The 22219-nt window shown below is 68.0% G+C and carries 17 protein-coding genes; 7 read left to right on the top strand and 10 right to left on the bottom strand.

Features of this window, described 5'->3' with window-relative positions; translation table 11 throughout:
• Positions 1-12: 12 nt before the first annotated feature.
• The 3 genes from ACFXOM_RS15015 to ACFXOM_RS15005 form a co-directional block, all read right to left on the bottom strand.
• Entirely contained in the window at positions 13-1752 is a 1740-nt protein-coding gene (locus ACFXOM_RS15015) for a protein kinase family protein (protein ID WP_384941000.1), read from the bottom strand.
• 121 nt (positions 1753-1873) lie between these two features.
• Positions 1874-4081, bottom strand: a complete 2208-nt coding sequence (gene murJ / locus ACFXOM_RS15010; protein ID WP_385038086.1) for a murein biosynthesis integral membrane protein MurJ — start codon at positions 4079-4081, stop codon at positions 1874-1876.
• A 45-nt stretch (positions 4082-4126) separates the two neighbouring features.
• Positions 4127-6439: a DUF6049 family protein gene (locus tag ACFXOM_RS15005; RefSeq protein ID WP_385038252.1), complete on the bottom strand. Its 2313-nt coding sequence runs from the start codon at positions 6437-6439 to the stop codon at positions 4127-4129.
• Positions 6440-6620: 181 nt separating this feature from the next.
• Here ACFXOM_RS15005 and ACFXOM_RS15000 point away from each other — a divergent pair, with 181 nt between their 5' ends.
• Entirely contained in the window at positions 6621-8087 is a 1467-nt protein-coding gene (locus tag ACFXOM_RS15000; protein WP_385038083.1) for a CCA tRNA nucleotidyltransferase, read from the top strand.
• Between the two features lie 85 nt (positions 8088-8172).
• Here the strand turns inward: ACFXOM_RS15000 and ACFXOM_RS14995 are convergent, their stop codons facing one another.
• The 3 genes from ACFXOM_RS14995 to ACFXOM_RS14985 form a co-directional block, all read right to left on the bottom strand.
• Positions 8173-9441 carry an MFS transporter gene (locus ACFXOM_RS14995; RefSeq protein ID WP_384941006.1) on the bottom strand — a complete coding sequence of 423 codons (1269 nt, stop codon included), beginning with the start codon at positions 9439-9441 and terminating at the stop codon, positions 8173-8175.
• A 91-nt stretch (positions 9442-9532) separates the two neighbouring features.
• Complete coding sequence (locus ACFXOM_RS14990; protein ID WP_384941007.1) at positions 9533-10615, bottom strand: inositol-3-phosphate synthase; 1083 nt, start codon at positions 10613-10615, stop codon at positions 9533-9535.
• A gap of 51 nt (positions 10616-10666) precedes the next feature.
• Complete coding sequence (locus tag ACFXOM_RS14985) at positions 10667-11386, bottom strand: helix-turn-helix transcriptional regulator (protein ID WP_384941009.1); 720 nt, start codon at positions 11384-11386, stop codon at positions 10667-10669.
• A gap of 364 nt (positions 11387-11750) precedes the next feature.
• On the opposite strand from ACFXOM_RS14985, the gene ACFXOM_RS14980 reads away from it, so the two are divergent.
• Both ACFXOM_RS14980 and ACFXOM_RS14975 read left to right on the top strand, forming a co-directional pair.
• Positions 11751-14408: a transglycosylase domain-containing protein gene (locus ACFXOM_RS14980; protein ID WP_384941011.1), complete on the top strand. Its 2658-nt coding sequence runs from the start codon at positions 11751-11753 to the stop codon at positions 14406-14408.
• Between the two features lie 117 nt (positions 14409-14525).
• On the top strand, positions 14526-16016 hold the full coding sequence (locus ACFXOM_RS14975) for a glycosyltransferase family 87 protein (RefSeq protein WP_385038080.1): 1491 nt from the start codon (positions 14526-14528) through the stop codon (positions 16014-16016).
• 43 nt (positions 16017-16059) lie between these two features.
• On the opposite strand, the gene ACFXOM_RS14970 is transcribed toward ACFXOM_RS14975, so the two are convergent.
• The 3 genes from ACFXOM_RS14970 to ACFXOM_RS14960 all read right to left on the bottom strand — a co-directional run bounded on the left by ACFXOM_RS14970 (position 16060) and on the right by ACFXOM_RS14960 (position 18695).
• Positions 16060-17091 (bottom strand): alanine racemase, encoded by a 1032-nt coding sequence (locus ACFXOM_RS14970; protein WP_384941014.1) that lies wholly within the window; start codon positions 17089-17091, stop codon positions 16060-16062.
• Positions 17092-17153: 62 nt separating this feature from the next.
• The gene (locus ACFXOM_RS14965; protein ID WP_384941016.1) at positions 17154-18272 is read right to left on the bottom strand and encodes a lipid II:glycine glycyltransferase FemX; all 1119 of its coding nucleotides are present in this window, start codon (positions 18270-18272) and stop codon (positions 17154-17156) included.
• A 105-nt stretch (positions 18273-18377) separates the two neighbouring features.
• Positions 18378-18695 (bottom strand): hypothetical protein, encoded by a 318-nt coding sequence (locus tag ACFXOM_RS14960; RefSeq protein WP_384941018.1) that lies wholly within the window; start codon positions 18693-18695, stop codon positions 18378-18380.
• Between the two features lie 280 nt (positions 18696-18975).
• Between ACFXOM_RS14960 and rpsF the strand changes: the two genes are divergently transcribed.
• The 4 genes from rpsF to rplI all read left to right on the top strand — a co-directional run bounded on the left by rpsF (position 18976) and on the right by rplI (position 20677).
• Positions 18976-19266 (top strand): 30S ribosomal protein S6, encoded by a 291-nt coding sequence (rpsF, locus tag ACFXOM_RS14955; protein WP_004950685.1) that lies wholly within the window; start codon positions 18976-18978, stop codon positions 19264-19266.
• 72 nt (positions 19267-19338) lie between these two features.
• Entirely contained in the window at positions 19339-19917 is a 579-nt protein-coding gene (locus ACFXOM_RS14950; RefSeq protein WP_384941020.1) for a single-stranded DNA-binding protein, read from the top strand.
• Between the two features lie 58 nt (positions 19918-19975).
• Positions 19976-20212, top strand: coding sequence for a 30S ribosomal protein S18 (gene rpsR, locus ACFXOM_RS14945; RefSeq protein WP_005315025.1), 237 nt, complete (start codon positions 19976-19978; stop codon positions 20210-20212).
• A gap of 18 nt (positions 20213-20230) precedes the next feature.
• A complete protein-coding gene (gene rplI / locus ACFXOM_RS14940) occupies positions 20231-20677 on the top strand; it encodes a 50S ribosomal protein L9 (RefSeq protein ID WP_384941022.1) in 447 nt (148 codons plus the stop codon).
• A 99-nt stretch (positions 20678-20776) separates the two neighbouring features.
• Here rplI and ACFXOM_RS14935 read toward each other — a convergent pair whose 3' ends face one another.
• The gene (locus tag ACFXOM_RS14935) at positions 20777-22114 is read right to left on the bottom strand and encodes an MATE family efflux transporter (RefSeq protein WP_385038077.1); all 1338 of its coding nucleotides are present in this window, start codon (positions 22112-22114) and stop codon (positions 20777-20779) included.
• Positions 22115-22219 lie beyond the last annotated feature (105 nt).

Below are 22219 nucleotides of genomic sequence, written 5' to 3'. Positions count from 1 at the left end.
CGTTCTCGGATGTCACCCGGTGAACTTCACGTCCGTGATGCCTTGCTTGTAGCCCTTGCTACTCGGCGGGTCCGGGGGTGAATACGGCATGGCGGTGATCCACAGCACGACAAAGCGGGTCTTCACCGGCTCCTTGGCCGTGAGCTTCATCGACTTGTCCGTCGTCGTACCGGTCGCGATCGTCTTCATGCCGTCGACCGTGCCCGACGGAGTCATGGAGTCCGCGGCATACAGGGTGATCGTGGTGTGGTCCTTCCCGTAGCGCATTCCTATCGAGGCCGAGGAGACATTCCGCTCCGACCCGAGGTCGTAGATCAGGCCCACACCCTTGCTGATCTGCGGCGCCAGCTCGGGGCCGTCGCGGTAGTACTTGGTGCGCCAGTACGTGGAGGGGTCGCCGTCGATGCTGTTGCGGGCGCCGTCGGCGTTCTGGAAGCTGCCGTCCGGGGCGAACTCCTTCACGTCCTTGACGGTCAGCGGCACCGGCGCCGCGGGCTTGTCCTTCCCGCTGCCACCACTGCCGTTGTCGCTGTTCGCGGTCTGCGTGTTCTTGGGGTCGTCACCGCCGGGATTGCCGTTGCTCAGCAGCTTGTCAGCGATCTGCCAGCTGCCCAGTCCCAGAGCCGCGATGAGCAGGGCGGACACCGCCCACTTGAGCACCTTGCCGGTGCGGCTCTCCAGCGGAGCGGGCGGGGGCTGGACGCGCTGGGGAGCCGCGGCCACACCGTGGGCCGCAGGACGCCCGTAAGTGCCCTGCTGATAGGTGGTGCGCTGATAGTCCGGCGGCGGGGTGAAGACCGGCTCCGGCGGGCGGATGCGGGGCATCGCGGCAACGGCCTTCGCCAACTCGTCAGGAGTGGTGCAGGGCGGCTCCAGCCGGGACGCCGTGGCGCCGTCGTTCACCAGGGCGCGCATGGCGATCTCGGACAAGCCCCGGTGGACGCCCGCGCGGACCTGGTCCGGTGGGATCAACCCGACGCCCTTGGGGAGTCCCGAGAGACCGTGCGCGTCCGTGTCGTAGGGCCAGCGCTGGGTGAGCGCGGCGTAGAGCAGGGCACCGATCGCCTCGGTGTCCGTGCGCTGTGGTCGCTCGGCGCTGATGCCCCGCAGCGCCGCGTTCACGGCGAGCCCACGGATTCGGTACTGGCCCGTGGAACTGCGCAGCACGGCGCCGGGCGTGAGCCGCAGGTGAGCGAGCCCCTCCCGGTGCGCGGCCGCCATGGCCTGGGAGACCTGGCTCACGAGCTGGTAGGCGTCGTGCGCCTCCATCGGCCCGGCCGCCAGGAGGGCGGTGAGCTCCGTGGCATCCGGCAGCCACTCGTGGACGACGTACACGAGGTCGTTCTCCTCGACGGCGTCCAGGACCTGCACGAATCGTGGGTCCCCGAGGAGCGCCGAGGAGCGGGCCGCAGCGAGAACGGACCGAGCTCGCGCATGGGCGGCCGGAAGGACGTGCACGCCGACGGCGCGCCGCAGCTTCTCGTCCACCGCGCGCCAGCTGCTGAATCCGTCCAGGCGGGTGACGCATTCCTCGAGCCGGTAGCGTCTGGCGAGTTTGTGTCCGCTGTGCAGTTCGGACGCCGAGGAGGGCTGTGTGTCGTCCTTGCTCCCGCCCGCTTCCTGAGCGTTCTTCTTCGCCGTGTCGTCGGCTTCCGCCACCCCGTCGGCCGTGGCCTTGCCCGCCTTGGCGGTCAGCGGGTCGTCACCGCTGTTGTCGGCCACGTCGACGGCAGCCGTGCTACGTTCCGCCACCGTCGTTCCCTGCCTCCCCATCCTGTTGCGCCCTATCCAACAGCCATGCCAATTGTGCCCACAGTCCGCTGCTATGCACGACACACGGTGGCAGACGATGGTTGTGCGAGGACGCCGAGTCCTAGCGTCCGAGTCTTCCGCGCACCATGCCGACCATGGCGTTGATCTCCTCGATCCTCATCTTCTTCGCCGCCACGAGGAAGACACCCATCAGCACCGCCTCGCCGGCGACGAGGGCGACCAGTGACCCGAGGGCACCCTCGCCCATGGCCTTGAGCGCGAAGTAGCCCACCGCGCCACCGGTGACCGCAGCCGGGACGGACGCCAGGCTCAGCCGGGCGTAGGTGCGCACCACGCGCGAACCGTCGAGGTCGCCGCCCAGCCGCTTCTGCAGTCGCTTCCAAGCCACACCCACGCCGACGGCGTAGGCGAGGCCGTAGGAGGCGGCCATGCCCACCACGGCCCACTGGGCGGGCAGGGCGACGTAGCAGGCGGCCGACGCCGCGGCGTTCACGGCGGCAACGATCACCGTGTTGTAGAACGGCGTGCGGGTGTCCTCGTAGGCGTAGAAGCCGCGCAGGACCACGTACTGCACCGAGAAGGGGATCAGGCCGAGTCCGAACGCCATCAGGATGAAGCCCATCGACCGGGCCGCCTCGGTGCCCGCGGACGCGAACAGCAGCGTGCACATCGGTACGCCCAGTGCCAGGAAGGAGAAGGCGACGGGGACGATCGCGACGGCCGAGTTCCGCAGACCCTGGGAGATGTCGTCGCGTACTGCGCCCGTGTCGTCGTCGTGGGCGGCCCGGGAGATGCGCGGGAGTAGCGCCGCCATGACCGAGACGGTGATGATCGCCTGAGGCATGCCCCAGATGAGCTGGGCGTTGGAGTAGGCGAGGAAACCGGCTCCGTCCTTGCCGGAGGCTGCACCTGCGGCGGTGGACAGCTGGGTGACGACGAGGACACCGGCCTGGTTGGCCAAGACGAACAGCACGGTCCACTTGGCGAGCTTGACCGTCTTGCCGAGACCGTGGCCCTTCCAGTCGAAGCGGGGACGGAAGCGGAAGCCCGTCTCGCGGAGGTAGGGGATCATCGCCAAGGCCTGGACGACCAGTCCCAGCAGGGTGCCGATGCCCAGCAGCCGTACACCCTCGGGCGGGATCGTCTGCACGGTCATGCGGGAGTCCGCGGACGTGCCGTAGACCCAGATGAAGAGTCCGAAGGTGAAGATGATGACGATGTTGTTGAGGACCGGCGTCCACATCATCGCCCCGAACTTCCCGCGGGCGTTGAGGATCTGGCCCATGACCACGTGCACGCCCATGAAGAAGATGGTGGGGAGGCAGAAGCGGGCGAACGTGACGGCGACGCTGTTCGCCGCCGCGTCGTGGGCGATCTCGTTCGACATGGCCGCGATCAGCCATGGCGCCCCCAGCACGACGAGCGCGACGATGAGCCCGAGGGCGACCATGACGAGGGTCAGCAGCCGGTTGGCGTAGGCCTCGCCCCCGTCCTCGTCGCTCTTCATGGAGCGGACGAGCTGTGGCACGAAGACCGAGTTGAGGCCACCGCCCACCGTGAGGATGTAGATCATCGTGGGCAGCGTGACGGCGACGGTGTAGGTGTCACCGAGCAGGGCGGCACCGAGGGCAGCGGTGATCACCAGGCTGCGGACGAAGCCGGTGAGCCGGGACACCAGCGTGCCGGCGGCCATCACGGCGCTGGACTTGAGCAGTCCTGCTGCCCTGCCGCCCTTGCGCGGAGCGGGGACGGCAGCGGCGGCTGGCTGCTCCTGCTCCGGTTCCTGCTCGGCTTCCGGGGCGGCGGCGGGCTGTCCGGGCGTCTGCTGGTCCCGGTAGAGGTGGGCGAACGCATCCGGCTCGGACTTCTCCTCGCCCGCCTGCGTCACCAGGTCGTCGATGCCCGTGAACTGCACCGTGCGGGGGTCGTCCCCGTACGGCAGACTCCTCGACGGACCGTCCGGCTCGGGAGCCGGGGTCCGCGCCCAGAGCTGGGGGTCGGGGGCGTGCTGTTGCACCGGGGGCTGCTGGTACAGAGGCTGTGGCTGCTGGTAGCTGCCGGGCGGGGGCGGAGGGTGGGAGGCGCGGTCGTAGAGCGCCTCCGACACGGGATCCTGGGCGGAGAGGTCCTGGGAGTGGTACGGGTCGTGTCCGTAAGCGTCCTGCAGGTAGGGGTCCGCGGCGGGATCGGGCGACGGAGGCTGCTCTGCAGCCCGCTCGGGCCGGCGATGACCGGGCAGGGGGTACGGATCTTCCGGGGTGGGCGCGGTGCCGCCCTGCCCGCCGTCACCCTCGTACGGCGCGTTCATGGTTACCCCACCTCATCGTCCCCGGCCGACCGGCCACGACATCGCTCAACGGTCCACTTTCTCACCAGCACCCGATGCGTCGGCGCTTTCCGGTCCGGTGTCCGGCGTCGGGTCACTCGGCTGCTCCGGGGTGTCGTCCCGGTCGTCATCGGCCGGTTCGGTGCCCGCGGCGGCTTCGCGGGCCGCTGCGCGCTTGCGCTGGGTGTACATCCTGACGCCCGCCAGGACGAGGAGCAGTACACCACCGGCGATGACGAGCATCACGGTCGGGGTGATCTCGGACACCTTCACGGTGAAGGTCATGGGGTCGCCGTAGAGCTTGCCGTCCTCGGTGTAGAGCTGAGCCGTCACCTGGACCGGGCCGTTGGCGTTGGCCGAAGCCGTGAACTTCACCGACTGGCTGTGGCCTCCTTCGACCTTGACGGGCTCCTCGGCGATCACGGTGGAGTCGTCGAGCTTCAGTCGCGTGGGATTCGCGGACGTGAGGCGCAGGACGAGGTGGTCGACCCCCTGGACCAGCTTGTTCTGCACGGTCACGGGAACCGTGGCACTGCGGCCCGACAGCGTCAGGGACGACTTCGGGATCAGCTTCACCTCGGTGGTGAGGTTCTCCAGGTAGCTCTGCACCCCGTGACGGTACGAGGCTGCCTCGACCGCCCTCCCTCGCCAGGACGTGGACATCTCCCGGTTGATCGCGTTGCCGAACGGGGTCACCACACGGTCCGGAGCGGTGAGGATGACCTTGAAGTTGTCGAGGGTCTCCTGGGTGCCTTTCACGTCCTGGAACGTCTCCATCGGCAGCTCCCCTGCACGGAGCTGCTTCGGGTACCGAGAGGAGGCCGGGACGCGGGTGGTGGCGTCGGGGTCGGGCTTGGCCGCCGCGGCCGCGGTGAGGTCCAGCGGCTGGGTCCAACGCTGGCCGGAGAGGCCGCTCAGCCCCCGAGCCATCGACTGCGCCTGGACGGCCGTCGGCATACGCTGCGGAGCGACGACGATGCTGCGTTGGGCGTTCGGGGTCTCGAGTGTCAGGGCGAGTGTCTGGGCGAGGAACTTCTGGACCGCGAGGGTCGAGGTCCCCGCCGCGCTCATGTCCCCGTAGAAGGCCGTGGAGAGCCGCTCGTCAGCGACCACTGCCGTCGTTCCGCCGCCGATCGGGCGGGCCGCGGACGGTGTGTGCGAGATCGGACCGGTCTCCCGGAGGCTGTCGCTACGGGCGATGACCTTGTGGGCGCCGGCAGAGGTGGCGACGTCGACGATCGAGGGGTCGATCGCGCCGTCGACCGGCCACGCGAAGTCGACGGACGGGCTCACGTGGAGAATGGTCTCGACGGTGCTCTGCGCGACCGCCGTGGCGGGCTGCAGATGGCTGAGGGACCCGGGGACGTCCTTCCCGCGGTGAGCGAGGGAGGCCAGATCGGGGTCGGCGAAGGGGAGCGCGACGATCTTGCTCCCCCGGACGGCGTTCTCCAGAGAGCTCAGCCACTTCTTGGCGATGGCCTGGTTACGGCCCGGCGTCGTCCCGCCTTGCTCGTTCCTGACCTTGTAGTTCCGGGTCATGGCGTCGACCGAAGCCAGCAAGTCCGGGTCGATGACCCATGTCACAGGAAGGTCAGCGCCGAGGGAGACCAATTGCTCCAGCCGGCCTCCCGGCGCGAGCTCCGCGGCGAGCGCCTCGTCGTCGAAGACCGGTGTCTGCTGTTCGCCGGGACCCGTCTCCGCCGACAGGTGCGTCGTGGAGATCAGCGGCCACATGTACGTGATGTGGGTTTTCTTGTTCATGGCGGACGGTTGCCAGGGAAGGAAAGTCCGCTCGATGCCGAGTACCTGGTCGTACGGTTCGCGTGCCGTACGGCCGGAGAGCGAGACCCCGAGTTGGTAGACGCCGGCCTCGTCGAGATTGAGTTTGCTGACCGGCACGGTCAGCGTGAAGTCCTCGCTGATGCCCGACGCCAGCCGGGGGATCTTGACGGCATAGGGTCCCCCGAGCGCCCTGGCGTCGCTTCCCGGTGAGTACCCGGTGCGCTCGGACGCCTCGTCGATATCGGCGCGTCCCGACATCCGGGGGCCCACACGCAGGTCGACTTCGGCCTCCGTGACGGGGTCCTTGCCCTTGTTCGTCACGGTGCCTGTGATGGTGAGGGTGTCGTCTTTCACAGGGACGCTGGGCGCCAGCGTGTCCAGCGACACATCGACGGTGCGGGATCCGGTGGCGTCCGTAGCGGCATGAGCGGCTGGTGCCGCCGGTAGGTACAGGAGCCCGGCCAGCAGTGGGGTCCCCGCCAGCAGGGCGGCCGTACGCCGCAGAAAACGGCGGGCAGGAGAGGGAGCCATCCCCTGGAATTCTGCCGCCTCGGCCACTCGCTCGTCCGTCCCTCGTCGTCTCATGCCGTTGGTGGGTGTCGCTAGGTGCGTCCACGCATGGTAACGAGCAGCGCTGTGCCGACGTGCTGCGACCACTCCACAAGATCGAGAAGCAGGACTCGTGGGCAGCGGTAAACGGGGCAGCTCCCGGCAGCGGGGCCACGTACCCTCTTCTGTTGTGCCGAACGCCAACGAAGACAATCTCAGCGAACTGAGCCAGGTGCAGCGCCGCGCCGTGAGCGAGCTGCTGCGCGTGTCCCCCGTAGCCGATGACCTCGCCCGCCGATTCCAGCAGGCAGGTTTCAGCCTCGCGCTGGTCGGAGGCTCGGTGCGGGACGCGCTGCTCGGTCGGCTCGGCAATGATCTCGACTTCACCACCGATGCCCGTCCCGAGGAGGTCCTGAAGATCGTCCGGCCCTGGGCCGACTCGGTGTGGGACGTCGGGATCGCGTTCGGCACGGTGGGCTGCCAGAAGGACTCCCGTGTCGGCGAGGCCAGGCAGCGCTTCCAGATCGAGATCACGACGTACCGTTCCGAGGCGTACGACCGGACCTCGCGCAAGCCGGAGGTCTCCTACGGCGACTCCATCGAGGAAGACCTCGTCCGACGTGACTTCACCGTGAACGCCATGGCGGTGGCGCTTCCGGAGAAGGAGTTCATCGACCCGCACGGCGGCCTGGAGGACCTGGCTTCCCGGGTGCTGCGCACGCCGGGGACGCCCGAGGAATCGTTCTCCGACGACCCGCTGCGCATGCTGCGGGCCGCGAGGTTCGCAGCCCAGCTGGACTTCACGGTGGCTCCGGAAGTGGTCGCCGCGATGGCGGACATGGCGGACCGCATCGAGATCGTTTCCGCGGAACGGATCCGTGATGAGTTCAACAAGCTCATCCTTGCCGCGCACCCCCGGAAGGGACTGGGGCTCCTGGTCGATACCGGTCTGGCCGGGTACTTCCTGCCGGAGATTCCCGCGCTACGGCTGGAACGTGATGAGCACCACCGTCACAAGGACGTGTACGAACACTCACTCACCGTGTTGGACCAGGCCATCGACCTCGAAGAGGCCGGACCAGACCTGGTGCTGCGGCTGTCCGCCCTCCTGCACGACATCGGGAAGCCGAAGACCCGGCGCTTCGAGTCGGACGGCCGGGTTTCCTTCCACCACCACGAGGTGGTGGGTGCCAAGATGGTCAAGAAGCGGCTGACGGCGCTGAAGTACTCCAATGAGATGGTCAAGGACATTGCGCGGTTGGTGGAGCTGCATCTGCGCTTCCACGGATATGGCACCGGAGAGTGGACCGACTCGGCGGTGCGGCGCTACGTGCGGGATGCCGGGCCCCTGCTGGAGCGACTGCACAAGCTGACCCGTTCTGACTGCACGACCCGGAACAAGCGGAAGGCGAGCGCACTCTCGCGGGCCTACGACGGACTTGAGGAGCGCATCGCGCAGCTCAAGGAGCAGGAGGAGCTGGACGCGATCCGCCCGGATCTGGACGGCAACCAGATCATGGACATCCTCGGCGTGGCTCCCGGTCCTCAGGTGGGCAAGGCCTATGCGTTCCTGATGGAGCTTCGGCTGGAGAACGGCCCGATGGGGCACGATGACGCGGTTGCTGCCCTCAAGGAATGGTGGGCGGCTCAGGCCTGATCCACCGGCGGCCGTGTTTCACGTGAAACACGGCAGCTGGGGCAGCTCGACAGGGGGTGGTGTTTCACGTGAAACACCACCCCCTCTAGCCTGCTTCGCTCGTCCTCCGCCAGCGCAGGAGCAACGAAGTGGCCGCCGCGTACACGGCAGCGATCAGCAGAACCAGAGGAACGGACCGGCCGTCCGGTGGCAGCATGAGTGCCGCCACTCCTGCGGCGCCGACGAAGGATGCGTTGAACAGCATGTCGTAGAGCGAGAAGACCCGGCCTCGGAACGCGTCGTCGACGGACGTCTGAACAATCGTGTCCGTGGTGATCTTCGCTCCCTGTGTGATGAGCCCGAGTGCGAACGCAGCGACGAGTATCGGCGCCGGGGCGAAGGGCAACCCCAGGGCAGGTTCGAGGACCATCGCCGCACCGGACCCCATGGCCATCCAGCCGAACGGGCCGAGCCGGCCCACCGCCCAGGGGGTGACTGCGGCGGCGGCGAAGAATCCCGCCCCGGCGACCGCCACGGCCAGGCCCAGGAGCGCCAGCCCCTCCGACTCCGTGTCCGACCACGCGTACCGGCAGAGCATCAGGACCATCACGGTCAGCGCGCCGTAGCAGAAACGGAGCAGGGTCATCACGGCGAGACTCCTGGCAGCCGTCCGTCGCTCCCTCAGATGGCTCAGCCCGCTGACGAGGCCGCGCGCGGTGGATGCCACGGCAGCCGCGAGCCGTGGCTGCAGCACCTCTGGAGCGGGGCCGAGCAGGCCCCGGTCGAGGCGTAGCGACGCGAGTGCTGCACAGAGGTAGAGAGCCGCTCCCAGGAGTATGCCGGCGGCGTCCGAGCCGGAGGCCACCAGTCGTATGGCGAGCGCAAGGCCGCCTCCTGCCGTCGCGGCGAGGGTTCCTGCCGTCGGCGACACGGAGTTGGCCATCACGAGTCGCTTGTCGTCGACGACGTGCGGCAGTGCCGCGGAGAGTCCCGAGAGGATGAACCGGTTGACTGCCGTGACGGACAGGGCGGAAGCGTAGAAGAGCCAGTCGGGGGCCGAGCCGAGGACCAGCAGGGCGGTGCAACAGGCGAGTACGGCACGCAGCAGGTTTCCGTGGAGGAAGACCTGGCGGCGCTGCCAGCGATCCAGGAGGACTCCTGCGAACGGACCGATCACCGAGTACGGCAGGAGCAGCACCGCCATGGCGGAGGCGATCGCACCGGGGGAGGTCTGGTTTTCGGGGGAGAAGACGACGTACGTGGCGAGTGCGACCTGATAGACGCCGTCGGCCGACTGGGACAGCAGTCGTACGGCGAGCAGTCGGCGGAAGTTCGTCAGGCGTAGGAGTACGCGCAGATCACGTACGACGGGCATGTGGGCAAGGGTCACACAAGAAGCGGGTCCCCGGGCAGATGCCACGGGGACCCTCAACTGTCCTGCGGGACGGTCGACTAGCGCTCCCTGCTCAGCGCTCGACCTCGCCCTTGATGAACTTCTCGACGTTCTCACGGGCCTCGTCGTCGAAGTACTGCACCGGCGGGGACTTCATGAAGTACGAGGACGCGGAGAGGATCGGGCCGCCGATGCCGCGGTCCTTGGCGATCTTCGCGGCACGCAGAGCGTCGATGATGACACCGGCCGAGTTCGGGGAGTCCCAGACCTCGAGCTTGTACTCCAGGTTCAGCGGGACGTCACCGAAGGCACGGCCCTCCAGGCGGACGTACGCCCACTTGCGGTCGTCGAGCCATGCCACGTAGTCGGACGGGCCGATGTGGACGTTGTTCTCCCCGAGGTCGCGGTCCGGGATCTGGGAGGTGACGGCCTGCGTCTTGGAGATCTTCTTGGACTCCAGGCGCTCGCGCTCCAGCATGTTCTTGAAGTCCATGTTGCCGCCGACGTTCAGCTGCATCGTGCGGTCGAGGATGACGCCCCGGTCCTCGAACAGCTTCGCCATCACACGGTGCGTGATGGTCGCGCCGACCTGCGACTTGATGTCGTCGCCGACGATCGGCACACCGGCCTCGGTGAACTTGTCCGCCCACTCCTTGGTGCCCGCGATGAACACGGGGAGGGCGTTCACGAAGGCCACCTTGGCGTCGATGGCGCACTGCGCGTAGTACTTCGCAGCGTCCTCGGACCCCACCGGCAGGTAGCAGACGAGAACGTCGACCTGCTTGTCCTTGAGGATCTGCACGACGTCAACGGGGGCCTCGTCGGACTCCTCGATCGTCTGGCGGTAGTACTTGCCCAGGCCGTCGAGGGTGTGGCCGCGCTGGACCGTCACACCGGTAGACGGCACGTCGCAAATCTTGATGGTGTTGTTCTCGCTGGCACCGATGGCGTCCGCGAGGTCGAGGCCGACCTTCTTCGCGTCGACATCGAAGGCAGCCACGAACTCGACGTCACGCACGTGGTACTCGCCGAACTGGACGTGCATCAGGCCCGGCACCTTGGACGCCGGGTCGGCGTCCTTGTAGTACTCGACGCCCTGCACCAGCGAGGCGGCGCAGTTGCCTACGCCGACGATGGCTACGCGAACCGAACCCATTCCGGTTGCTCCCTGTGTGTTCTCGTACGAGGCCCTGCGTGGTGCAGGCCCTCACTTGGTGGTGTCTTCGGACGGATCCGGCGGGTAGTGCCCGGAGGCTCTTCCCTCGGGGGTCACTGCGCCCCTGTGCCGGGGCAGGCCGCCCGTCTCTCCGGATGTGTCGTGCTGCGGTGCGCCGGCTTCGTCGGGTGCCGCGGACCGTCGCTGGTCCCGCCCCGCCCGCTCGCTCTCGATGAGCTCGTTCAGCCAGCGCACCTCGCGCTCCACCGACTCCATGCCGTGTCGCTGCAGCTCAAGTGTGTAGTCGTCGAGGCGTTCGCGTGTGCGGGCCAACGAAGCACGCATCTTCTCCAGACGTTCTTCGAGCCGGCTGCGACGCCCCTCCAGCACTCGCATCCGGACCTCGCGCTCCGTCTGCCCGAAGAAAGCGAACCTTGCTGCGAAGTGTTCGTCTTCCCAGGTGTCAGGGCCGGTGTGGGAGAGGAGCTCTTCGAAGTGCTCCTTCCCCTCGGCCGTCAGTCGGTAGACGATCTTGGCCCGGCGCCCCGCGAGGGAGGCGGCGAGGGCGTCCTCGGGAGCGTTGCCCGGTTCCTCGATCAGCCAGCCATGGGCGACCAGCGTCTTGAGGCAGGGGTAGAGGGTCCCGTAGCTGAAGGCGCGGAAGATCCCCAATGACGTGTTGAGCCGCTTGCGCAGCTCGTACCCGTGCATCGGTGCTTCGCGGAGCAGGCCGAGGACGGCGAACTCGAGGATGCCGGAGCGTCTACTCATCGATCGCCTCCTCCGCCTTGTCTCGCTGCTGCTATGCCGTGCTGATGTATCGACTCGATACATCCAGACGATAGAACGGCAGTCCTGTTGCGACAAGGGGAGGGGTGGTGACCGGCGTCACATCGTCAATTCGCAGTAATCGAGTTGCACGATATGGGAGTAATTGTCCGAATTAGAGGTTTTCGGGCGTGCGTAGTCTGTGCGGCATGCAGACCACCGGGAACCGTGTGACGCCGGCGCGCGTCCTCGTCCCGGATGCATATCGGATGAGTTCTTTAGTGGGCTCGTTCGTATTCATTTCGGGGGGACAGGATTCCAACTGCCGCTTCCAGGCGTTCGCGCCTGCCCGAGGAGTAGTCGTTCGATGAGCGAGCACCGTCGCAAACCGCCGGAGCCGCAGGGTGGCGGACGTGCCGCGGCCAGACGCGCCGCGCAGCAGCCTCCAGCGGGCCGCCGTGCCGTCCCGTCCCGGGGCGCGAGCACCGAGTCCCCGTCCGCCGGTTACGGCGGACGGGCGGAGGCCCGGCGTGCCGCCCAGCGGGGCACAGGTGGCCGGAGAAGGGGCGCGGAGGGCGCCGCGGGCGCCGGAGGCCGTGGCAGAGGCGGTGGCACCGGGCAGCGACGGCTCATCGACTACCCGCGCCGCGACGCGTACGGCTGGCGCCGCTGGGTTCCCTCGTGGAAGCTCGTGACCGGGCTGTTCATCGGCTTCCTCGGGAGCCTGATGGCCGCCGGGACGGTCGCCTACGCGATGGTGGAGGTCCCCAACCCCAGCCTCGCCTCCAAGGCGCAGAACAACGTCTACTACTGGGCCGACGGATCCCAGATGGCGGCCACCGGTGGTGAGATCAACCGGCAGATCATCCCGTACGCGAGCATCCCCAAGGAGATGCAGGACGCGGTGATCTCGGCGGAGAACAAGACCTTCAGGGACGACGCCGGCGTCGACCCGATGGGCATTGCCCGCGCCCTGTTCAACATGGCCAGGGGCGGCCAGACCCAGGGTGGTTCGACGATCACCCAGCAGTACGTCAAGAACGCCCGGCTCGGCGACCAGTCCCAGACGCTGACCAGGAAGTTCAAGGAGCTGTTCATCTCCATCAAGGTCGGTGCGGACCTCGACAAGTCCGAGATCATGGCCGGCTACCTGAACACGTCGTACTACGGACGCGGCGCCTACGGCATCCAGGCCGCGGCGCGCACCTACTACGACAAGGACGCCAAGGAGCTCACCCCCAGCCAGTCCGCCTTCCTGGCGTCGCTGCTGAAGGGCGCGACGTACTACGACCCGGCGGGCCAGACGGAGATCGACCCGGCAGCCACCCCCGAGGCGAACACCGAGCGGGCCAAGAAGCGCTGGCGGTGGATCCTCGACGAGATGCTGAAGGACCAGCACCTGACCGCCGAGGCCCACGCCAAGGCGGTCCAAAGCTTCCCGATGCCCGTCAAACCGAAGAAGAACGCCCAGCTCAGCGGTCAGACCGGTTACCTCGTCGACCTGGCGAAGGCCTACTTCATCAACAACAACGAGCTGGGCATCACGGCCGAGGACCTCTCCAAGGGCGGCTACGAGATCCACACGACGTTCGACAAGGACAAGGTCGACAAGCTGAAGAAGGCCGTGGACAACGTCCGCAAGAAGAACATCAACCCGAAGAAGCGCCCCGATACGGACACCCACGTCCAGTTCGGCGGTGCCTCGGTGGACCCGAAGACCGGCAAGATCGTCGCCATCTACGGCGGTGAGGACGCGACCAAGCACTTCACCAACAACGCGGACAAGACCGGTGCCCAGGTCGGCTCGACCTTCAAGCCCTTCGTGCTCGCCGCGGCGATGCGGGACGGCGTGCGCAACCCGCAGGGCCCCGCGGACCAGGGTCCGGACCAGCGGACGCTCGTCGATCCCGACAGCAGCAGGTACAACGGGATGGACAAGCTCAAGATCAGGAAGTACGACGGCAGCGTCTGGAGGAACGAGAAGGGCCAGGAGTGGCTGCAGACCAACGACGGTCACGAGTCGTACAAGGACATCAGCCTGCGTGAAGCCATGATCCATTCCGCCAACTCGCCGTTCGTGCAACTGGGCATGGACATCGGCATCGAGACCGTCCGCAGGGCTGCGGTCGACGCCGGCCTGCGGGAGGACTCACTGGTCAAGGCGAACGTACCGTCGTTCTCGATCGGCATCTCCGACCCCAGCGCCATCCGCATGGCCGGGGCGTACGCGACCTTCGCAGCCGACGGCGAGCACCGCGAGCCGTACTCCGTCACCAAGGTCCTCCGTCAGGGCCGCGAGGTCTACAAGCACGACGACGACGCGAACCGCCGCTTCTCGTCCGCCGTCGCCACCAACGTGACCGACGTGCTGAAGGACGTCGTCGAGGACCCGGAGGGCACCGGCCGCAACGCCGCGCTCCCGGGACGGGACGTCGCGGGCAAGACCGGTACGACCGACGGCAACAAGTCGGCGTGGTTCGTCGGGTACACGCCGCAGCTGTCCACCGCCATCGACATGTACCGGCTCGACGACAATGCCGAGAGCAAGAACCGCAAGTTCCTGGAGATGTACGGAACGGGCGGACAGACGAAGATCCACGGTTCGTCCTTCCCGTCCGCGATCTGGCACGACTACATGGAGGAGGCACTGAAGGGCACGCGGGTCGAGCGCTTCAGCGAGCCGGAGTCCCTGGACGCGGAGGCCGTCTACGGTGGCGGACTGACCAGTCCCGAGCCGTCCCCGTCGGAGACGCCCGAGGAGAGCCCGTCGGAGACGCCGTCCGAGACGCCGTCCGAGACCCCGTCCGAGACGCCCTCCCCCAGCAAGTCCTGCGGCCGCTTCGACTGGAACTGCAACCAGACGGCCGGCCAGGACAACGGGGGTGCCAACGCGGGCACCGACGCCGGTACGACTGACGGCGGAACCACGGACGGCGGTGTCACGACCAGTCCCTCGCCGACGGTGGGGGGCAACGGCGGCCAGGGCAACGGCAACGGCGGGTTCATCGCAGGACAAGGGGGCTGACGGCCCCGGTCCGCCACGAGGGCCGCCGCACCGGATCTACGGGTCCGGCGCGGCGGCCCTCGCCGGTTGTCCACAGGCCGCAGGTGTTCGCGGGTCCCGTACGGCAGGATGTGCTCCATGCCGAGCCCACAGAAGACGATCGTGCAGCAGGACCGGCCACCGGTGAGTCCCACGCAGCGGGACGAGGTCGCTGCCGCCGGCAGTGAGGTGATCGGTGGTCCGCTGGGCCGCTGGGCGCGGACCGGCATCAGCCGGGCCACACCGGTGCGGGTGGTCGCCCTGGTGGCGATCGGCATGTTCGCGCTCGGCATGGTCCAGAAAATCCCGTGCTACGAGTGGGCGTGGTTCCGTGGGGCCAGCTCCCAGTACACGCACGCCTGCTACTCCGATATCCCGCACCTGTTCCTCGGCCGAGGTTTCGCGGACGGCCTGATGCCGTACTTCGACCGGCTGAGCGGCGACATGGAGTACCTCGAGTACCCCGTTCTGACGGGCGTGTTCATGAAGGTCGCCGCCTGGCTGACGCCGTCGGGCGGTTCCCTGCAGCACCGCGAGCAGATGTACTGGATGGTCAACGCGGCCATGCTGCTGATCTGCACCGCCGTCATCGCCGTCTGCGTGGCCCGCACGCACCGCCGCAGGCCCTGGGACGGGCTGCTGGTCGCCCTGGCGCCCGCGTTCGCCCTCACCGCCACGATCAACTGGGACCTGTTCGCCGTCGCCCTCACCGCGGCAGCGATGCTCATGTGGTCCAGGGGAAGGCCGCTGTTCTTCGGCGTCCTCATCGGGCTGGCCACGGCGGCCAAGCTCTACCCCGTGCTACTGCTCGGACCCTTGCTGGTGCTGTGCTGGCGGGCCGGCAAGTACCGGGAGTACGGCGCGGCCCTCCTCGGCGCTGCGGCCTCGTGGCTCATCGTGAACCTGCCGGTGATGCTGCTCGCCCCGGAGGGGTGGAAGAAGTTCTACACCTTCAGCCAGGAGCGGCAGGTCGACTTCGGCTCCTTCTGGTTGATCATCACGCAGCGCACGGGGGAGCAATTCGACGTCCACACGGTCAACACGTCAGCTACTCTGCTGATGCTCCTGGCATGCGCCGGCATCGCCGCGCTGACCCTCACGGCTCCGCGACGTCCGCGGTTCGCTCAGCTCGCATTCCTCGTCGTGGCGGCGTTCATCCTCACCAACAAGGTCTATTCACCGCAGTACGTGCTGTGGCTGATCCCCCTCGCCGCATTGGCACGGCCCCGTTGGCACGACTTCCTCATCTGGCAGGCATGCGAGGTCACGTACTTCTTGGGGATCTGGATGTACCTCGCGTACACGTCAAGCGGCGACAAGCACCAGGGCCTGCCCGCGGAGGGGTACCAGCTGGCGATCGCGCTACACCTGCTCGGGACGCTGTACCTGTGCGCGGTGGTCGTGCGGGACGTCCTGATGCCGGAGCGGGACGTGGTGCGGAGGGACGGGGAGGACGACCCGTCCGGCGGGGTGCTCGATCGAGCGGCGGACGTCTTCGTGATCGGCCGGGCAGCCGGCCCGGCACGGCACGCCGCGCACGCGGTGGAAGGGTCGAGGGTGGAGTGGGGGGCCGCGGGCAGCCGGACGTAAGCGGTCGCCCACGGCAGCCGGGAGGCCCGGCCCAGTGAGCCCCCTAGCGGTCGACCAGGCGGTCGAACTGCGTGGTCGTGTGCCGAAGGTGAGCGACCAACTCGTCCCCGACCTCTGGCTCCTGGGCATCGGCGGGGATGAAGAGGATCGACACCTGCATGTGCGGCGGCTCGGCGAACCAACGCTGCTTGCCCGCCCACACGAACGGTGAGAGGTTGCGGTTGACCGTGGCAAGGCCGGCCCGTGCGACGCCCTTGGCGCGTGGCATGACGCCGTGCATGGCCTTCGGCGCCTCCAGACCCACCCCGTGGGACGTGCCGCCGGCCACGACGACCAGCCAACCGTCCGAGGCGGCCTTCTGCTGGCGGTAGCCGAAGCGGTCGCCCTTGAAGACCCGGGTCACGTCGAGCACGGCACCGCGGTACTCGGTCGCCTCGTGGTCGCCGAGCCACAGCCGGGTGCCGATCCTGGCGCGGAACCGGGTCTGGGGGAACTGCTGCTGCAGCCGCGCCAGTTCGTCGGCGCGCAGATGGCTGACGAACATGGTGTGCAGCGGCAACCGGGCGGTGCGCAGCCGGTCCATCCAGGCGATGACCTCCTCGACCGCGTCGGAGCCGTCCGCGCGGTCCAGGGGCAGGTGCAGGGCAAAGCCCTCCAGCCGTACGTCCTCGATCGCGGCGTGCAGCCGGCCGAGGTCCTCCTCGGCGACGCCGTGCCGCTTCATGGAGCTCATGCACTCGATGACGACCCGCGCGCCGACGAGGGCGTGCACACCGTCGACCGACGAGACCGAACGGATGACCCGGTCGGGCAGCGGAACCGGTTCCTCACCCCTTCGAAACGGCGTGAGCACGAGGAGGTCGCCGCTGAACCAGTCCTTGATCCGTGCGGCTTCGTACGTGGTCCCCACGGCGAGCATGTCGGCGCCGAAGCGGCTCACCTCCTCGGCGAGGCGCTCGTGCCCGAATCCATAGCCGTTGCCCTTGCAGACCGGGACGAGGCCTGGGAACTGGTCGATCACGGACTTCTGGTGCGCCCGCCAGCGAGCGGTATCGACATAGAGGGAGAGCGCCATAGCCGGACCGGAACCTTCCTGGTTGCAGCGGTGTGAGGGAGTGAGGGATGGGGCGGGGCTGATCAGCGGCGCGACATGTAGATGTCGAGCGCCTTGTGCAGCAGCTTGTTGAGCGGGAAGTCCCACTCGCCGATGTACTCGACGGCCTCGCCGCCCGTGCCCACCTTGAACTGGATCAGGCCGAAGAGGTGGTCGGTCTCGTCGAGCGAGTCGCTGATGCCGCGCAGGTCGTAGACCGTTGCGCCCATGGCGTAGGCGTCGCGCAGCATGCGCCACTGCATCGCGTTCGAGGGCCGGACCTCGCGGCCGATGTTGTCCGAGGCGCCGTAGGAGTACCAGACGTGGCCGCCGACGACGAGCATCGTCGCCGCGGAGAGGTTCACCCCGTTGTGCCGCGCGAAGTAGAGGCGCATGCGGTTGGGGTCCTCGTTGTTCAGGACCGTCCACATCCGCTGGAAGTACGACAGCGGACGCGGCCGGAACCGGTCACGCTCGGCGGTGATCTCGTACAGCCGCTGCCACTCGGCGAGGTCGTCGTAGCCGCCTTGGACGACCTCGACGCCGGCCTTCTCGGCCTTCTTGATGTTCCGCCGCCACAGCTGGTTGAAGCCCTTGAGGACGTCGTCGAGCGAGCGGTTGGCCAGTGGCACCTGGTAGACGTAGCGGGGCTGGACGTCGCCGAAGCCGGCGCCCCCGTCCTCGCCCTGTTGCCAGCCCATCTTGCGCAGTCGGTCCGCCACCTCGAAGGCGCGTGCCTCGATGTGGGTCGCCTCGACGTCGCGCAGCCGCTTGACGTCCGGGTCCTGGATACCGGCCTTGATCGCAGGAGCTTCCCAGCGGCGGATGACGACCGGCGGACCCATCTTCACCGAGAAGGCGCCCTGGTTCTTCAGATGGGCCAGCATCGGCTGTAGCCAGTCGTCCAGGTTCGGGGCGTACCAGTTGATCACCGGGCCCTCGGGTAGGTACGCGAGGTACCGCTTGATCTTGGGGAGCTGCCGGTAGAGGACGAGGCCGACGCCCACCAGCTGGCCGTCCTTGTCGAACCAGCCCAGGTTCTCCGAGCGCCACTCGGTCTTGACGTCCGCCCACGCAGGCACCTGGCAGTGACTCGCCGACGGCAGGCTCTGGATGTACGCCAGATGCTGCTCTCGGCTGATGGTCCTCAGGGTCAGGCTCATGCGGGGCGCTCCTCGGCAGGTGTGTCCCCTCGTGTCAGGGGCTCCGGCTCTCGCGCGAAGCCTACTGGGCCGGGGAAGCGCCCCGCGTGGCCGCGGGTGGCCGGGCTAGTAGCCGATCAGACCGCCGAACAGGCCGCCGCGCGCCATTCCGAGGAAGAACCCGACGGCGGACGCACCGAGTCCGATCACCAGGAGGAAGCGTTCGCGGGTCGTGGCAGAGATGAACTGGCCGTACGCCCCCGTGAAGATCCCGATCAGGCCGGACCACGAGGCGAGCAGGTGGAGGTTGTAGAACTGGGCGGTCACGAAGGAGAGGGCCCCCAGTACCAGGGTCGCCGTCATCAGGGCGTCCTGGAGGGGATGGGGCTTGCCGTCCGTGGCGAGCAATGAGCCTGTCGGGTTCGATCGCACTGGCTGGGCCATGAAGCACCTCCTGGCGTTCCGGAAGGCGGCGCATTGTGACGCCGCACACACCGCTGGGTACAGGGTGCGGGTCCCGACCGCCGGATTTCAACCGGAAGCGGGTGTGCGGGTACTGTGTACCGTCTGCACCGGTGTCTGCCCAGGCCAGTACTCGATCCCCCGATCCCGGGGCCGATTGTCAGTGGCGCCTGATTTACTCGTAGACATCGATGCTCACGCATCACGACCCTCCTGCCACGGAACGACCGTGGCCGCTGAGTCCAAAGGAGGTGGGTTCCACATGCGTCACTACGAGGTGATGGTCATCCTCGACCCCGATCTCGAGGAGCGTGCTGTCTCCCCGCTGATCGAGAACTTCCTCTCCGTCGTCCGCGAGGGCAACGGAAAGGTGGAGAAGGTCGACACCTGGGGCCGTCGTCGTCTCGCTTACGAGATCAAGAAGAAGCCCGAGGGCATCTACTCGGTCATCGACCTGCAGGCCGAGCCTGCGGTCGTCAAGGAGCTCGACCGCCAGATGAACCTGAACGAGTCGGTCCTCCGGACCAAGGTCCTCCGTCCCGAGACCCACTGAGCACCTAGCTCAGAGGTCATCGGGTTCGAGTAGCAACAAGCAGCCAAGCAATCCCCGCCGAGAGGTTCACCCATGGCAGGCGAGACCGTCATCACGGTCGTCGGCAATCTCGTCGACGACCCCGAGCTGCGCTTCACCCCCTCCGGTGCGGCGGTCGCGAAGTTCCGTGTCGCGTCCACTCCCCGTACCTTCGACCGTCAGACCAATGAGTGGAAGGACGGCGAGAGCCTCTTCCTGACCTGCTCGGTCTGGCGCCAGGCGGCGGAGAACGTCGCCGAGTCGCTCCAGCGCGGCATGCGCGTCGTCGTGCAGGGTCGGCTGAAGCAGCGGTCCTACGAGGACCGCGAGGGCGTCAAGCGCACGGTCTTCGAGCTGGACGTCGAGGAAGTCGGCCCCAGCCTCAAGAACGCCACGGCCAAGGTCACCAAGACCACCGGTCGCGGCGGCCAGGGCGGCTACGGCGGCGGCCAGCAGGGCGGCGGTGGCGGCTGGGGCGGAGGCCCCGGCGGTGGTCAGCAGCAGGGTGGCGGCGGTGCTCCCGCCGACGACCCTTGGGCCACCAGCGCGCCGGCCGGCGGGCAGCAGCAGGGCGGCGGTGGCGGCTGGGGCGGCGGCTCCGGCGGCGGCTACTCGGACGAGCCCCCCTTCTAGGGAGCACTTCCCTCGGGGCGCTCGTACCCCCACTTCTTGATCACACAGGAGATACACCATGGCGAAGCCGCCTGTGCGCAAGCCGAAGAAGAAGGTCTGCGCATTCTGCAAGGACAAGACCGCGTACGTGGACTACAAGGACACGAACATGCTGCGGAAGTTCATTTCCGACCGTGGCAAGATCCGTGCCCGTCGCGTGACCGGCAACTGCACGCAGCACCAGCGTGACGTCGCCACGGCCGTCAAGAACAGCCGTGAGATGGCGCTGCTGCCCTACACGTCCACCGCGCGCTAAGGGAAGGGTGACCGAAACATGAAGATCATCCTCACCCACGAGGTCTCTGGCCTCGGTGCCGCCGGCGACGTCGTCGACGTCAAGGACGGCTACGCTCGCAACTACCTGGTCCCGCGCGGTTTCGCGATCCGCTGGACCAAGGGTGGCGAGAAGGACGTCGAGCAGATCCGTCGCGCTCGCAAGATCCACGAGATCGCGACGATCGAGCAGGCCAACGAGATCAAGACCCAGCTCGAGGCCGTGAAGGTGCGTCTGGCCGTTCGCTCCGGCGACGCCGGCCGCCTCTTCGGCTCCGTCACCCCGGCCGACATCGCCACGGCGATCAAGTCCGCGGGTGGCCCGGAGGTCGACAAGCGCCGTGTCGAGCTCGGTTCGCCGATCAAGACCCTGGGCTCGCACCAGGTGTCCGTGCGTCTGCACCCCGAGGTTGCTGCGAAGCTCGGTGTCGAGGTCGTCGCTGCCTGAGCGATCGCTCGCAGAGCATGAGAGAGGGCCGCACCCCCGGGTGCGGCCCTCTCGCCGTTTCACGTGAAACGAAGCGTCCGCGGTCGAGCCCCGTCACGCTCAGCGCGTGGCTCCCGTGACGATCCAGCGGCCGGATCGGGTGCGCAGCCACAGGGTCAGCAGTCGTACGACCATCATCAACGTCATCGCCCACCAGAGGGCTGTGAGCCCTCCACCGAGGATGGGGACGAGCAGGGCAACGGGTGCGAAGACGGCGAGGGTCAGCAGCATGGCACCGGCCAGGTAGCGACCGTCACCGGCGCCCATCAACACGCCGTCCAGCACGAAGACCACACCGGCGACCGGCTGGGAGAGCGCGACCACCAGGAGCACGGGGAACAGGGTGTCCCGCACTGCCGGGTCAGAGGTGAAGAGCGAGGTGAAGAGAGGACCGGCCACAACGATCAGGGAGCCGAGCGCCAGACCCGAGACGATGCCCCACTGCACCATGCGGCGACATGCCTCACGTGCTCCTCGGGAATCGTCCGCGCCGAGGTAGCGGCCTATGATCGCCTGCCCTGCTATGGCGATCGCGTCCAGCGCGAAGGCCATGAGGCTCCAGAGGGAGAGGACGATCTGGTGGGCGGCGATGTCGGTGTCGCCCAGTCGGGCCGCCACGGCGGTGGCGATCATCAGGACGGCGCGCAGGGAGAGCGTTCGAATGAGCAGTGGCGCTCCGGCGTGGGCGCTGGCCCGGATGCCTGCGGCATCGGGGCGCAGCGACGCGTTGTGTCGACGGGCTCCGCGGACGACCACGACGAGGTAGACGGCAGCCATAGCGTACTGAGCGATGACGGTGCCCCAGGCCGACCCCGCAATACCGAGGCCCACCCCATAGACGAGCCCGACGTTGAGGGCGGCGTTGGCAGCGAAGCCACCAACGGCGACGTACAAGGGCGTGCGGGTGTCCTGGAGGCCGCGGAGGACCCCGGTCGATGCCATGACGACGAGCATCGCGGGGATGCCGAGGGCCGAGATCCGTAGATAGGTGGTGGCGTAGGGGGCAGCGGTGCCGGAGGCGCCGAAGGCCTCTACGAGCCACGGCGCCAGCGGTAGAGCGGCCCCGGCGACGGAGGTGCCGAGCAGTAGGGCGAGCCAGATCCCGTCCATCCCCTGCTGGATGGCGGCTCCGAGGTCGCCGGCGCCCACGCGTCGCGCCACTGCGGCGGTGGTCGCGTAGGCGAGGAAGACGAAGACACTCACCGCGGTCATCAGGAGGGCTGCGGCGATTCCCAGCCCCGCGAGTTGGGAGGTCCCGAGGTGGCCCACGATGGCGCTGTCGACCATGACGAAGAGCGGCTCGGCAACGAGCGACCCGAAGGCCGGAAGGGCGAGCGCGATGATCTCGCGGTCGTGTTGTCGCCGGGTCCTCTGCGGTGCGGTGGGGGCCTGTGTCATGCGCTCAATCTAATCTTCCACAGGTAAGAGATGTAAAGGGATTGTGATCCTTACTTCAGGGTGGGACGTAGCTTCTTCTGTGCGCCGTTTGTTCTGATCTTGGTC

Source organism: Streptomyces sp. NPDC059169, from assembly GCF_042755225.1.
In the GTDB taxonomy this organism is placed as follows: domain Bacteria; phylum Actinomycetota; class Actinomycetes; order Streptomycetales; family Streptomycetaceae; genus Streptomyces.
The sequence above is the reverse complement of the archived record's forward strand: the minus strand, read 5'-3'. Positions and strand labels throughout refer to the sequence as shown.

Bases quoted from the DNA above. Each gene is read 5' to 3' on its own strand.
- ACFXOM_RS14975 (WP_385038080.1), top strand. From the start codon at position 14,526: ATGCCGAGCCCACAGAAGACGATCGTGCAGCAGGACCGGCCACCGGTG.
- ACFXOM_RS14935 (WP_385038077.1), bottom strand. From the start codon at position 22,114: ATGACACAGGCCCCCACCGCACCGCAGAGGACCCGGCGACAACACGAC.
- murJ (WP_385038086.1), bottom strand. From the start codon at position 4,081: ATGAACGCGCCGTACGAGGGTGACGGCGGGCAGGGCGGCACCGCGCCC.
- ACFXOM_RS14995 (WP_384941006.1), bottom strand. From the start codon at position 9,441: ATGCCCGTCGTACGTGATCTGCGCGTACTCCTACGCCTGACGAACTTC.
- ACFXOM_RS14965 (WP_384941016.1), bottom strand. From the start codon at position 18,272: ATGAGCCTGACCCTGAGGACCATCAGCCGAGAGCAGCATCTGGCGTAC.
- ACFXOM_RS14950 (WP_384941020.1), top strand. From the start codon at position 19,339: ATGGCAGGCGAGACCGTCATCACGGTCGTCGGCAATCTCGTCGACGAC.
- rpsR (WP_005315025.1), top strand. From the start codon at position 19,976: ATGGCGAAGCCGCCTGTGCGCAAGCCGAAGAAGAAGGTCTGCGCATTC.
- ACFXOM_RS14970 (WP_384941014.1), bottom strand. From the start codon at position 17,091: ATGGCGCTCTCCCTCTATGTCGATACCGCTCGCTGGCGGGCGCACCAG.
- ACFXOM_RS14960 (WP_384941018.1), bottom strand. From the start codon at position 18,695: ATGGCCCAGCCAGTGCGATCGAACCCGACAGGCTCATTGCTCGCCACG.
- rpsF (WP_004950685.1), top strand. From the start codon at position 18,976: ATGCGTCACTACGAGGTGATGGTCATCCTCGACCCCGATCTCGAGGAG.
- rplI (WP_384941022.1), top strand. From the start codon at position 20,231: ATGAAGATCATCCTCACCCACGAGGTCTCTGGCCTCGGTGCCGCCGGC.
- ACFXOM_RS14980 (WP_384941011.1), top strand. From the start codon at position 11,751: ATGAGCGAGCACCGTCGCAAACCGCCGGAGCCGCAGGGTGGCGGACGT.
- ACFXOM_RS14990 (WP_384941007.1), bottom strand. From the start codon at position 10,615: ATGGGTTCGGTTCGCGTAGCCATCGTCGGCGTAGGCAACTGCGCCGCC.
- ACFXOM_RS14985 (WP_384941009.1), bottom strand. From the start codon at position 11,386: ATGAGTAGACGCTCCGGCATCCTCGAGTTCGCCGTCCTCGGCCTGCTC.